At 66.4% G+C, this 12,216-nt stretch carries 12 protein-coding genes; all 12 read left to right on the top strand.

Annotated elements, in window-relative coordinates; all coding sequences use genetic code 11:
• Window positions 1-286: 286 nt before the first annotated feature.
• The gene (gene rplJ / locus FFS72_RS08450; RefSeq protein WP_050065691.1) at window positions 287-823 is read left to right on the top strand and encodes a 50S ribosomal protein L10; all 537 of its coding nucleotides are present in this window, start codon (window positions 287-289) and stop codon (window positions 821-823) included.
• Window positions 824-943: 120 nt separating this feature from the next.
• Window positions 944-1,330 carry a 50S ribosomal protein L7/L12 gene (gene rplL, locus FFS72_RS08445; protein WP_050065692.1) on the top strand — a complete coding sequence of 129 codons (387 nt, stop codon included), beginning with the start codon at window positions 944-946 and terminating at the stop codon, window positions 1,328-1,330.
• A 268-nt stretch (window positions 1,331-1,598) separates the two neighbouring features.
• Window positions 1,599-2,651, top strand: a complete 1,053-nt coding sequence (locus FFS72_RS08440; protein ID WP_137873530.1) for an ABC transporter ATP-binding protein — start codon at window positions 1,599-1,601, stop codon at window positions 2,649-2,651.
• Between the two features lie 6 nt (window positions 2,652-2,657).
• Window positions 2,658-3,452 carry an MlaE family ABC transporter permease gene (locus tag FFS72_RS08435; protein ID WP_137873529.1) on the top strand — a complete coding sequence of 265 codons (795 nt, stop codon included), beginning with the start codon at window positions 2,658-2,660 and terminating at the stop codon, window positions 3,450-3,452.
• A gap of 4 nt (window positions 3,453-3,456) precedes the next feature.
• Complete coding sequence (locus FFS72_RS08430; protein WP_137873528.1) at window positions 3,457-4,317, top strand: MlaE family ABC transporter permease; 861 nt, start codon at window positions 3,457-3,459, stop codon at window positions 4,315-4,317.
• Entirely contained in the window at window positions 4,314-5,663 is a 1,350-nt protein-coding gene (locus FFS72_RS08425; RefSeq protein WP_137873527.1) for an MCE family protein, read from the top strand. Before FFS72_RS08430 ends, FFS72_RS08425 begins: the two co-directional genes overlap by 4 nt.
• A gap of 8 nt (window positions 5,664-5,671) precedes the next feature.
• Entirely contained in the window at window positions 5,672-6,739 is a 1,068-nt protein-coding gene (locus tag FFS72_RS08420; RefSeq protein ID WP_137873708.1) for an MCE family protein, read from the top strand.
• A complete protein-coding gene (locus FFS72_RS08415; RefSeq protein ID WP_137873526.1) occupies window positions 6,736-7,734 on the top strand; it encodes an MCE family protein in 999 nt (332 codons plus the stop codon). The genes FFS72_RS08420 and FFS72_RS08415 overlap by 4 nt, the downstream gene beginning before the upstream one ends.
• An 8-nt stretch (window positions 7,735-7,742) precedes the next feature.
• On the top strand, window positions 7,743-9,020 hold the full coding sequence (locus tag FFS72_RS08410; protein ID WP_137873707.1) for an MCE family protein: 1,278 nt from the start codon (window positions 7,743-7,745) through the stop codon (window positions 9,018-9,020).
• Window positions 9,021-9,058: 38 nt separating this feature from the next.
• Window positions 9,059-10,336, top strand: a complete 1,278-nt coding sequence (locus tag FFS72_RS08405) for an MCE family protein (RefSeq protein WP_137873706.1) — start codon at window positions 9,059-9,061, stop codon at window positions 10,334-10,336.
• Window positions 10,333-11,580, top strand: a complete 1,248-nt coding sequence (locus FFS72_RS08400; protein ID WP_137873525.1) for an MCE family protein — start codon at window positions 10,333-10,335, stop codon at window positions 11,578-11,580. Before FFS72_RS08405 ends, FFS72_RS08400 begins: the two co-directional genes overlap by 4 nt.
• A 68-nt stretch (window positions 11,581-11,648) precedes the next feature.
• Window positions 11,649-12,216 (top strand): hypothetical protein (locus FFS72_RS08395; RefSeq protein ID WP_137873524.1); only part of this gene is annotated, 568 nt, incomplete at its 3' end.

Genomic DNA, 12,216 nt, shown 5'->3' with positions numbered 1-12,216 from the left:
CGACTAGTTCGAGTTCACCCCAAGAAGTTCTACCAAAGACCGTTGGTCACCGGTGTGCGCTGCCCAGCAGCGAGATCGGTTGAAGGTCCGGAGCAGGTCCGGCGGCCCACGCAGGAGGACGAGGTAGGGGAGAGGTTGGTTTCCGGCGTGAGCCGTGTCCATCCCTCCTCGTTTACGCCCCGTGTGCCCTGCACCGGGGCGTTTGTCGTGTTACGGGGCCTTTCGCCGGATGTTTCACACCGTCCGGCAGGACGCACCAACACGATGTCACGAGAGGAGGCGAAGTATGGCAAAGCCCGAGAAGGTTACCGCGGTTGCGGAGATCACCGAGCAGTTCAAGGGTTCGACCGCCGCCGTCATCACGGAGTTCCGTGGTCTGTCGGTGACGAGTCTGACGCAGCTGCGTCGCGCGCTCGGAGAAGGCGCTACCTACTCCGTCGCCAAGAACACCCTGGTCAAGCGTGCCGCCGCTGAGGCGGGCGTCGAGGGCCTTGACGACCTGTTCGTCGGACCGACCGCCATTGCATTCATCAAGGGCGAGCCGGTTGACGCTGCGAAGGCACTGAAGGCCTTCGCGAAGGACAACAAGGCACTCGTCATCAAGGGCGGCTACATGGACGGCGCTGCGCTGTCCGTGGACGAGGTCAACAAGATCGCGGACCTCGAGTCCCGCGAGATCTTGCTGGCCAAGCTTGCCGGCGCGATGAAGGGCAACTTGGCAAAGGCCGCTGGCCTGTTCAATGCCCCCGCTTCGCAGATGGCCCGCCTGGCCGCTGCGCTGCAGGACAAGAAGGCCGCGGAAGGCTCCGCAGCCGAAAGCTGATCCGCACGAGACCGGACGGGCGTCCTCGCGGACGCGAACAAGGTCTTGCGTATCACGTAACAAACCACTCCCACCTCGTCGCGGATCAGCGACATGGGACTTACAGGAAGGACCGCCATCATGGCGAAGCTCACCACCGAAGAGTTGCTGGACCAGTTCAAGGAGCTCACCCTCCTCGAGCTCTCGGAGTTCGTGAAGGCATTCGAGGAGACCTTCGAGGTCACCGCTGCTGCTCCGGTCGCCGTCGCCGCTGCAGGCGCTCCGGCTGCTGCCGCTGAGGCCGCTGAGGAGCAGGACGAGTTCGACGTCATCCTCGAGGGTGCCGGCGACAAGAAGATCCAGGTCATCAAGGTCGTCCGTGAGGTCGTCTCCGGCCTGGGCCTGAAGGAGGCGAAGGACCTCGTCGAGGGTGCTCCGAAGCCGATCCTGGAGAAGGTCGCCAAGGACGCCGCTGAGGCTGCCAAGGAGAAGCTCGAGGCTGCTGGCGCGAAGATCACCATCAAGTAAGGTGCTTGTCGCGTGACGCCTCGGCGTCAGGTCTGACGAAAGAGGGTCGTTCCCCGCGAGGGGAGCGGCCCTCTTTTTCGTTTCGGTCGGTCGGGGTGTGCGGTCGTGGCGTTGTTTGCCCTGGCCAACAGGTGTTCGAAAGGGGGTCGCGCTGGCTATTGCACTCCGTACTTACTCGTGAGTAGGATCGGTGGTCACGAGTACCACATTGATGCGATACAGTGACCCAACCCACAGTGGGGGACCTGTCGAAACAGCGTGGAGGTAAGTGGTGGGTGTAGAGGTAAAGGTCGAAGGGCTTACCAAGTCGTTCGGTTCGCAGAAGATCTGGCAGGACGTCACGCTGACGCTGCCTGCCGGTGAGGTCAGCGCGCTGCTGGGTCCGTCCGGCACCGGTAAGTCCGTGTTCCTCAAGTCGCTGATCGGCCTGCTGCGGCCCGAGCAGGGATCGATCGTGATCGACGGAACCGACATTCTGCAGTGCTCCTCACGAGAGCTGTACGAGGTCCGGCAGATGTTCGGCGTGCTCTTCCAGGACGGCGCGCTGTTCGGCTCGATGAACCTCTACGACAACGTTGCGTTCCCGCTGCGCGAGCACACCAAGAAGTCCGAGTCCGACATCCGCACGATCGTGATGGAGAAGCTCGAGCTCAACGGTCTGCTCGGCGCGGAGAACAAGCTGCCCGGCGAGATTTCCGGCGGTATGCGCAAGCGCGCCGGTCTGGCGCGTGCGCTGGTCCTCGACCCCGAGATCATCCTGGTCGACGAGCCCGACTCCGGTCTCGACCCCGTCCGCACGACGTACCTGAGCCAGCTGCTGATCGACATCAACGCGCAGATCGACGCCACGATCCTGATCGTGACGCACAACATCAACCTGGCGCGTACCGTCCCCGACAACCTGGGCATGCTCTTCCGCAAGCAGCTGGTCATGTTCGGCCCGCGTGAGGTGCTGCTGACTAGTGAGGAGCCGGTCGTCAAGCAGTTCCTCAACGGCAGCAAGATCGGCCCGATCGGCATGTCGGAGGAGAAGGACGACTCTCAGATGGCGGCCGAGCTGGCGATGAAGGAAGCCGGTCACCACGACGGTTCGCAGGAGGTGTCCGGCGTCATTCCGCAGATGCAGGCCACTCCGGGCATGCCCGTCCGGCAGGCCGTGCACCGCAGGCAGGACCGCGTCCGGTCCATCCTGCACACTCTGCCGCCGGAGGCGCAGGCCAGCATCCGTGAGAGTCTCGGCGACAGTGACGACGCCGCTACGCAGGTGATCCCTGCCTACAGTGACGCCGGCGCGGAGTCCTCTTCCTGGGGTCACGGGTAGCCGCGGGTGGGGGGATCGAAGAGCACGCTGCTGAGTCCACTGTCGGCAGCGTTGACCCAGGCCGGCCTGATCGTCCAACTGTTCGTCGACGTCGTCCGCAACACGTTCCGCAAGCCGTTCCAGTTCCGTGAGTTCATCGAGCAGGCCTGGTTCATCGCGAGCGTGACCATCCTGCCGACCGCGCTCGTCGCGATTCCGTTCGGTGCCGTGGTGTCGTTGCAGACGGGGTCGCTGATCAAACAGCTCGGCGCCGAAGCATTCACCGGCGCCGCGAGCGTCCTGGCCGTGATCCAGCAGGGCAGTCCGATCGTGACGGCCCTGCTGATCGCGGGTGCCGCCGGCTCGGCGGTCACGGCGGACCTCGGCTCGCGCACGATCCGTGAGGAGATCGACGCGATGGAGGTTCTCGGCATCGACCCGATCCACCGGCTCGTCGTTCCCCGAGTCCTCGCGATGGTCCTCGTCGCGCTTCTGCTCAACGGACTCGTCTCGGTCGTCGGCATCGCGGGCGGGTACTTCTTCAACGTGATCCTGCAGGGCGGAACGCCGGGTGCCTACCTGGCCTCGTTCTCTGCGCTCGCGCAACTCCCCGACCTGTACGTCGCGGAGGCGAAGGCGGCGATCTTCGGTGTGATCGCCGGTGTCGTCGCGGCCTACAAGGGACTGCACCCCAATCCCGGACCGAAGGGCGTCGGCGAAGCGGTGAACCAGACGGTCGTCATCACGTTCCTGCTGCTCTTCTTCGCGAACCTGATCCTGACGATGGTGTACCTGCAGATCGTTCCGGCGAAGGGGGCGTGAGTCGATGACCATCGCCAAGGGCCGCGGCAGCCGCACCGTGATTCTCGCGCGCCGCGCAGGCAGGGCACCGCTGCACATGCTCGACCGCGCGGGCGACCAGATGTCGTTCTACGCCCGGGCAATCGGGTGGATCCCCCGCACCATCACTCATTACGGACGAGAGGTGCTGCGACTGCTCGCCGAGGTCACCTTCGGCAGCGGCGCACTCGCGGTCATCGGCGGAACGATCGGCGTCATCGTGATGATGTCCGGCTTCACCGGTGTCGTCGTCGGACTGCAGGGCTACGCCGCGCTCGACCAGCTGGGTAGCTCGGTGCTCACGGGCTTCCTCTCCGCGTACGTCAACACCCGGGAGATCGCGCCCATCGTGGCGGCACTGGCGCTGTCGGCGACCGTCGGGTGTGGCTTCACCGCCCAGCTGGGCGCGATGCGGATCTCGGAGGAGATCGACGCACTCGAGGTGATGGCGGTGCCGTCGGTGCCGTTCCTCGTCACGACCCGCATGGTCGCCGGCTTCGTCGCCGTCATCCCGCTGTACATCGTCGGCCTGCTCGCCTCGTACTTCGCGTCCCGCATCATCAGCACGGTCTTCAACGGGCAGTCCAGCGGCTCGTACGACCACTACTTCAACCTGTTCCTACCGCCTGCCGACGTCCTGTGGTCGTTCGGGAAGGTGCTGGTCTTCGCGTTCGTGCTCATCATGGTCCACTGCTATTACGGCTACACCGCATCCGGCGGTCCCGCCGGTGTCGGCGTCGCGGTCGGCCGCGCTGTGCGCACCGCGATCGTCACGATCGCCGTTCTCGACTTCTTCCTCAGCCTCGCGATCTGGGGCACCACGACGACCGTGCGGGTGGCGGGATGAGCAACGACACCTCGGCGCTGCGCCGACGCCTGCTCGGGCTTGCCTTCTTCCTGGTTCTCGCCCTGTTCCTGGCATTCACGATCGGGATGTACAACAAGTCGTTCACCAAGGTCGTGAACGTCAGCCTGGTCACCGACACGGTCGGCAACTCGTTGCCTGCGCACGCGGACGTCAAGGTCCGTGGGCTCATCGTCGGCGAGGTTCGCTCGTCGACGACGAAGGACGGCGAGGTCACCTCGCAGCTCGCGATCGCACCGGACAAGGCCGAACTGATCCCGGCGAACACGACGGCGCGATTGCTGCCCAAGACGTTGTTCGGTGAGCGGTACGTGGCGCTGATCGTTCCGGAAGGGGACACGACGGCTCCGATCAGCGACGGCGACACCCTCTACCAGGACGCGAGCGGCAACGCGATCGAGGTCGGGGAACTCCTCGACGGCTTGCTGCCGCTGCTGCAGGCGGTTCCCCCGCAGGATCTCGCGAACACGCTCGGTGCTCTGAACCAGGCACTGACCGGCCGCGGCGCCGATATCGGGCTGAGCTTCGAACGCCTCGAGACGATCTTCGCCGGCGTCAACGCGGAACTGCCGAACCTCGAGGAGTCGCTGCGCGGCCTCGCGGACTTCTCGGAGACGTATTCGGAGGCTGCTCCGGAACTCGTCAGCGCGCTCGACAACCTCCGGACCACCGGGGCAACCGTCGTCCAGCAGCAGAATCAGATCCGTGCACTGATGTCCTCCGTCACCGCGACGGCGGGGACCACGGCCGACTTCCTGACGGCCAACCGTGACTCGCTGATCTCGATCGCGGCGGATTCGCGCGACACCCTCGAGGTGCTCGCTGCGGCGTCACCGACGTTCGGGTGCACGTTTTCGCAGTTCGTGCCGATCGTGGGGCGCGCGAACGCGATCCTCGGTCTCAATCCCGACGGCAGCATGCAGGATCACCCGGGTGCGCGTGCGGCGACGGTGTTCGTGAACCCGAAGGGCCGCTACCTGCCGAACCAGGACGAGCCGCGACTCTTCGACAGTCGCGGTGCCAAGTGCTACACCCCCGCGGACCCGGGCCAGAAGTTCGGGCAGTATCCGGGCGGGTCCTACAACGACGGTGCCTACCAGGTGCCGTCGCGCAATCCCGGCCCGTCGTACGTGGCGTCGCCCGCGGCGCCGCAGTACGCGCCCGTTCCCGGCGCCACGCCCGCGAGTTACACCGGATCGACGTACGAACAGGACACGCTGGCAGTGATCTACGGGGAGGGCACGGGCACATTGCCCGAGGACGTGGCCGGCTGGACAACTCTGGTGGGGGCACCGGCGCTGCGCGGGGCGGAGGTGAGCGTCAAGTGAAGGCCCAGTTGAGGGGGCTTGCGGGCCCGATGACGAAGCTCATCATCTTCGCCGTCGTGACGATCGTCGCGACCGCGCTGCTGGCGTTCACCATCGCGAACACCAGCGGCGGTGGAGGAACCCGGTTCAACGCGATCTTCTCCGACGTCACCTCGCTCAACAAGGGTGACGAGGTACGGATCGCGGGCGTCCGCGTCGGGCAGGTCGACAAGATCTCGATCGTCAACGACCGCGAAGCGAAGGTCGAGTTCTCGCTGACCGACCGGGACTGGCTGCCGGTCGGATCCACGGCTACCATCCGCTACCGCAACCTGGTCGGGCAGCGCTACATCGCGCTCGAACAGGGCGACGGACCGCAGGGCATGAAGATGACGGAGGGGCAGACGATCGACCTCGATCACACCAGCCCCGCGGTCAACCTCACCACCCTGTTCAACGGGTTCCGGCCGCTGTTCCAGACACTCAGCGCCGACGATGTGAACAAGCTGTCGTACCAGATCATCCAGGTCTTCCAGGGGGAGGGCGGCACCATCTCGGAACTCGTTCGCACCACGGCGTCCCTGACGAACACGATTGCGGACAAGGACCGGGTGATCGGGGACGTGATCGACAACCTCAACGTCGTCCTCACGACCGTGAACGAGCACGACAAGGAGCTCAGCTCCCTCATCGTGAACACGCAGCAGCTGGTGACGGGCCTTGCCAACGACCGAGGGGTGGTCGGTGACGCCGTCACGTCGCTCGCCGGTCTGGCCGACACGGCGGCGGACGTACTCGAGCCGACGCGACCGTCGATCCAGGGTTCGGTGTCGGCTCTCAACACTCTGGCAGGCACGTTGAACGCACAGAGCGACGCGGTGAACCAGGTGCTCGCGAACCTGCCCGTCAAGTTGGACAAGCTCAGCCGAATCGCCAGCTACGGTTCGTGGTTCCAGTTCTACCTGTGCGGCATCGACGTCGTCGCGGGTCCGGGTGAGTCGCAGTACCTGAACCTGCCGACGGGGATGCCGACGGTGAACCAGCCGCTGTACACGAACTCGGCACCGCGATGCTCGGCGAACGGGGCGGGCGAATGAGCGCGCCGCGCCGCAGTCCGGCGCAGATCGGGGCACTCGGCATCGTCCTCGTGCTCCTCGCGACCATGTCGGCGTTCTTCCTCGAGGATCTGCCGATCATCGGAGCGGGATCGACGTACCGCGCCGAGTTCAGCGAGGCCGCAGGCCTCAAACCGGGCAACGAGGTCCGGATCGCTGGTGTGAAGGTCGGAAGCGTCACCGATGTGTCCCTCGAGGGCGATCGGGTGGAGGTCGCGTTCAAGGTGCAGGACGCCTGGGTCGGTGACCAGACCACGGCGTCGATCCAGATCAAGACGATTCTCGGACAGAAGTACCTGGCACTCGATCCCCGGGGCGGGGAGGGGCTCTCACCGAGCGCGACGATTCCGCTGGACAGGACGACCTCGCCCTACGACGTCATCGACGCCTTCTCCAGCGCGGCGACGACCATCCAGGAGATCGACACCCCGCAGCTGGCGCAGAGCATGCAGACCCTGTCGGAGGCGTTCGAGGGCACCCCGGCCGATGTCAGGGCCTCTCTCGACGGGGTCGCGCGACTGTCCCGGACGATCGAGAGCCGGGATGCGGAGCTGACGAAGCTGTTCGCCGCGACTGCGAAGACGTCCACCGTCCTCGCGGAACGCAACGAGGAGTTCACCCAGCTGATCTCCTCCGCCGGCCTTCTGCTCGGGGAGCTCAACGCCCGCCAGCAGTCGATCTCCCAGCTCCTGAGCGGCACCCAGCGGCTGTCGCAGCAGCTCACCGGGCTGGTGCGTGACAACGAGCAGCAGATCGGACCCGCGCTGGAACAACTCCGCGGTGTGGTCCAGATCCTGCAGGACAACAACGACAACCTGGACCAGGCGATCAAGCTGTACGCGCCGTTCACCCGGCTGTACGCGAACATCGTCGGTAACGGCCGCTGGTTCGACCAGGTCGTCGTCAATCTGACGCCGCCTGCGCTGCCCCTGATTCCGGGGTACCGCGATCCGGTGCGCACGCTGGGGGCCAACTGATGACCGGTATGACAACGGGGCGGCTGCCGAAGTTCAGCCGCGGCCAGGTCCTGACCTCGGTCGGTGTCGTGATCGCCGTGCTTCTCGTCGCGGTCGGCGGGTGGTGGGCCTTCACCCGCGCCGGGACCACGACCGTCACCGCCTATTTCGACAAGTCCGTCGGCATCTACTCCGGGTCGGACGTCCGCGTCCTCGGCGTGAAGGTCGGTGAGGTCAACGAGGTGACACCCCTCGGCGACGAGGTCCGGGTGGTGATGCGGGTCGATCGCGGTGTCGACATTCCCGCCGACGCCAAGGCGGCGCAGGTGACGCCGTCGGTGGTGGCCGACCGGTACATCCAGCTCGCGCCCGCGTACTCCGGTGGTCCGGTCATGGAGTCCGGGGCGACGATCTCGCGGGACCGGACGGCGACACCCGTCGAGGTCGACCAGTTGTACGCGAGCATCGAGGAACTGTCCGAGGCGCTCGGGCCGAACGGTGCGAACAAGGACGGCGCGCTGACGAACCTGGTCGACACCGCCGCGGCGAACCTCGACGGGAACGGCGAGGCCCTCGGCGCCACCATCACGGAACTGTCGAAGGCGGCCGCCACGCTGAACTACAGCCGCGGCGACCTGTTCGACACGGTCGACAACCTGCAGACGTTCGTCAGTGCTCTCGCCGCGAACGACGAGCAGGTCCGACAGTTCAACACGCAGCTCGCGGACCTCAGTGGATTCCTCGACGGCGAGCGGGAGAATCTCGGCGCGGCGCTGAACCAGCTGTCCGTCACGCTCGGGGACGTCGCGGTGTTCATTCGCGACAACAAGGATCTGGTCGCGAGCAACGCGGAGGGATTGGTCCAGGTGACGCAGACGCTCGCAGACAATCGACAGGACCTGGTGGACGCGTTGACGGTGCTGCCCCTCGCGATCAGCAACGTCGTCAATTCCTACGACGCCGAGTCCGGGACGCTCGCGTCGCGGGTGAACCTGCCCGAGACGCAGGATCCCTTCGGTGCCCTGTGCAAGCTGATGGACCTCGGCAAGCTGATGCCGGGCGATCCCGAGTTCGACGCCCTGAGCAGGCAGATGCGCCCGGTCATCGAGAACTGCAACGTGATCATGGACCAGGTCACCGCGGGTGTGAAGACCCCGACGCTGAACCTGCCCTTCGGCATTCTCAGTGGCGACAACCTGCAGCGGCCGTCCCAGCCGGGCACCGTGCCGGGAACGGTCTCGCCGCGGCTGGGCAATTCGCAGGCGCCGGGGCTGAGCGACCAGAACATTCCCAGGTCCGGGCAGTGAGGCGGGTGGGAATGATGCAGGGGTGGCCGTTGAAGGGCATGAACAGGGCTGTCGCGATGGGCGCGGGTGCTTGCGTGACCGCGCTGGTCGTGTCGGGTTGCGGTTCGGGGATCTACAGCATCCCGCTGCCCGGTGGTGCCGAGATCGGTGACGATCCGATGCACCTGACCGTGCAGTTCGACGACGTCCTCGATCTGGTGCCGCAGTCGACGGTCAAGGTCGACGGCGTGGCGGTCGGGCGGGTCGAGAACATCGGCGTCCCGGACGACGGGTGGACCGCGGACGTGGCGGTTGTCGTCGATTCGGCTGTCGACCTGCCTGCCAACGCCGTCGCGAGTGTGCAGCAGACGAGCCTGCTCGGTGAGAAGTTCATCGAGTTGGAGGCACCGGAGATCGATCCGTCCTCCGCGCGCCTGGCGGACGGTGCCACGATTCCGGTGGACCGGACCAGGCACGCGACGGACATCGAGCAGGTCCTCGGGGCCCTGTCGCTGTTGCTCAACGGTGGTGGCGTCGCCCAGTTGCAGCCGATCATCCACGAGCTGACGGTGGCGTTCGACGGACGGGAGGACCGTGTACGGGCCCTCCTGGAGGAGGCGAACACGCTGATCGGCGGTCTGGAACGTCAGAAGAACGAGATCACCCGCGCGCTGGACGGCCTCGACGCGCTGTCGGGCCGGGTGGCGGAGCAGACCGATCAGATCGATGCGGTGCTCGCGGAGATCCCTCCTGCGGTGCAGGTGTTGAACGAGCAGCGGCCGCAGTTCATCCAGATGCTCACCCAGCTGAATCGGCTGGGGGAGGTCGGCACGGACGTCCTGACGCAGTCGCGCGACAACCTGATCGCCGACCTCCGCGCGCTGCGGCCGACGTTGCAGGCACTCGCCGACACCGGGGACGACCTGGTGACGGTGATGCCGCTGATTCCGACGTTCCCGTTCCCGGACGGCGCGGAGAAGGTCATCCACGGCAATTCGATGAACCTGTTCCTGACCCTGGACATGCGCCTGGGGCAGCAGTTGGAGGCGCTCGGAGTCGGGATGCCCGACCCCGTCTACGTCCCGCCGCCGCCGGGGTACAACGGCTACGTCCCCAACGTCGACCCGTCGAACCCGTACTACAACGGCAACGGTCCGCGTCCGGGGTGGCCGACGGTGTCACTGCTGCCGCTTCCGCCGATCGTGCCTGCGCCCGCGCCGCCTGCGGGTGAGGCGCCCGCGCCCGGCACCGAACCGGTCGCCGGTGCGGTGCGGGATCAGACGCCGCAGAACCCGCTCAGCGGACTGCTCGACTCGTTGGGGGTGGGTGGCCGGTGAGGTCGAAGCTGGTTCGTGTCCAGTTGGTGGTGTTCGTCCTGGTCGCGGCGGTCGGGTTGCTGTACGTCGGGGCGACGTATGTGCGGCTGGACAACCTGATGGGGTTCGGGCAGTACCGGGTGACGGCCGATTTCGCGGATTCCGGTGGCATCTTCACCAACGCCGAGGTCACCTATCGGGGTGTGCCCGTCGGCCGGGTCGGGGAACTGCACCTGACCGACGACGGGGTCGAGGTCGATCTGGAGCTGGACTCCGGCGGCCCCGATATTCCGGCGTCGGCGCGAGCGGTGGTCGCGAACCGGTCGGCGATCGGTGAGCAGTACGTGGACCTGCAGCCGCCGTCGGACGAGGCGCCCTATCTCGAGGACGGTTCGCAGATCACGAGGCACGACACGTCGATCCCGGTGCCGGTCGAGGAGGTGCTGGCGAGCACGAACTCGCTGGTGAGATCCGTTCCGCTGGATTCGCTGAACACCACGGTGACGGAGCTCGGTCGCGCGTTCGACGGCCGAGGTGACGATCTCCAGGTGTTGGTGGACTCGGTGAATTCGCTCAGCGAGGTCGGCATCGAGCATCTGCCGCAGACTTTGCAGTTGATTCGTGACGGCCGTGTCGTACTCGACACGCAGTCGGAGCAGTCGTCGGCGATCCGGCAGTTCAGTGGTGACCTGAACCGGCTGTCGGCGCAGTTGCGGGACAACGATCCGGACCTGCGTCGGTTGATCGAGACGGGCACGGCGGCGAGCAAGGAGGTCGGTTCGTTGATCGACGAGGCCGGTCCCGCGCTGACCACGGATCTGGGCAATCTGGCGTTGGTGAGCGCGTCACTCGGTCCGCGTTCGCTCGCCTTGAACACGCTGCTGACGTTCCTGCCCGCGTTGGCGGCAGGCGCGGGGACGGCTGCGCCAGGCGACGGGACGCTCCATCAGGGACTGATCCTGGAGACGAACCAGCCGCCGCCGTGTACCCAGGGCTACGAGGGCACGCACGCGATCGTCGACCAGATGAAGCGGGAGAACCCGGACTTCGATCCGACCGTGGACGACTTCCCGTTGAACACGAATGCGAATTGCACGACACCGCTCGGCAGCGTCACGGGTGTGCGTTCGGCGAACCGCATCGCGTACGCGGACCCGAACACGCCGCAGCCCTGGGACTACAAGCCGAAGGTCGCGCCGGAGGCGTTGAACCTGAACCCGATCGCCACCCAGCTCGCGGCGTTGATGGGCATCACCCCGAAGTGAGGCGCCCTCGGGCTGCGTGGTGACGGCTCGGGTGGGCCGAAGTTACTTTCAAGTAGGGTGGAGAAGTGATGCGCAACACGACACTGCTCAAGCCCGCGTTGGTGGCGGCGAGCCTGCTCGCCGTGGTGGCGCTCGGGTTCGCCGCGTGGTTCGGCTACGGATGGGCGCATGCCCTGGTCGTCGACAAACCCGCCGCAGCGGCTCGTGAGGACGCACTGACCGGTGCGCGGCAGGTCGCGATCAACCTCAACACGGTGAACCCCGACGACCTCGACGGGACGTTCGCGAAGATGGAGTCCTCCATCACCGGGGACGACATGGTCGCCTCGCTGAACGAGACGCGGGACGCGCTGGCGGAGCAGATCCGGCAGACGGGTGCGCGGAGCGAGGCGCAGGTCCTCGACGCGACCCTGACCGACTTCAGCCGGGACGAGGGGAAGGCGACCGCGCTGGTCGTGCTGACGTCCACGACGACCTGGCCGGACCGAGCGCCGAACAAGATCAAGCTCACCATGCGGATCGGGCTGACCGACGTCGACGGGGAATGGAAGGGGTCGAAGGTCGAGCCGATCGGTACCCCGATCGCGATGGACGCAGCGACGCCCGCGCCCGCCGGCGACGCCCCCGTGCCCCCGG

This window comes from Rhodococcus sp. Q, assembly GCF_005503035.1.
GTDB lineage: Bacteria > Actinomycetota > Actinomycetes > Mycobacteriales > Mycobacteriaceae > Rhodococcus_G.
This window is presented reverse-complemented; position numbering and strand designations above follow the sequence as displayed.

Coding starts and splice junctions, on each gene's coding strand:
- rplJ (WP_050065691.1), top strand. CDS start 287: ATGGCAAAGCCCGAGAAGGTTACCGCGGTTGCGGAGATCACCGAGCAG.
- FFS72_RS08430 (WP_137873528.1), top strand. CDS start 3,457: ATGACCATCGCCAAGGGCCGCGGCAGCCGCACCGTGATTCTCGCGCGC.
- FFS72_RS08410 (WP_137873707.1), top strand. CDS start 7,743: ATGACAACGGGGCGGCTGCCGAAGTTCAGCCGCGGCCAGGTCCTGACC.
- FFS72_RS08415 (WP_137873526.1), top strand. CDS start 6,736: ATGAGCGCGCCGCGCCGCAGTCCGGCGCAGATCGGGGCACTCGGCATC.
- FFS72_RS08405 (WP_137873706.1), top strand. CDS start 9,059: ATGAACAGGGCTGTCGCGATGGGCGCGGGTGCTTGCGTGACCGCGCTG.
- rplL (WP_050065692.1), top strand. CDS start 944: ATGGCGAAGCTCACCACCGAAGAGTTGCTGGACCAGTTCAAGGAGCTC.
- FFS72_RS08425 (WP_137873527.1), top strand. CDS start 4,314: ATGAGCAACGACACCTCGGCGCTGCGCCGACGCCTGCTCGGGCTTGCC.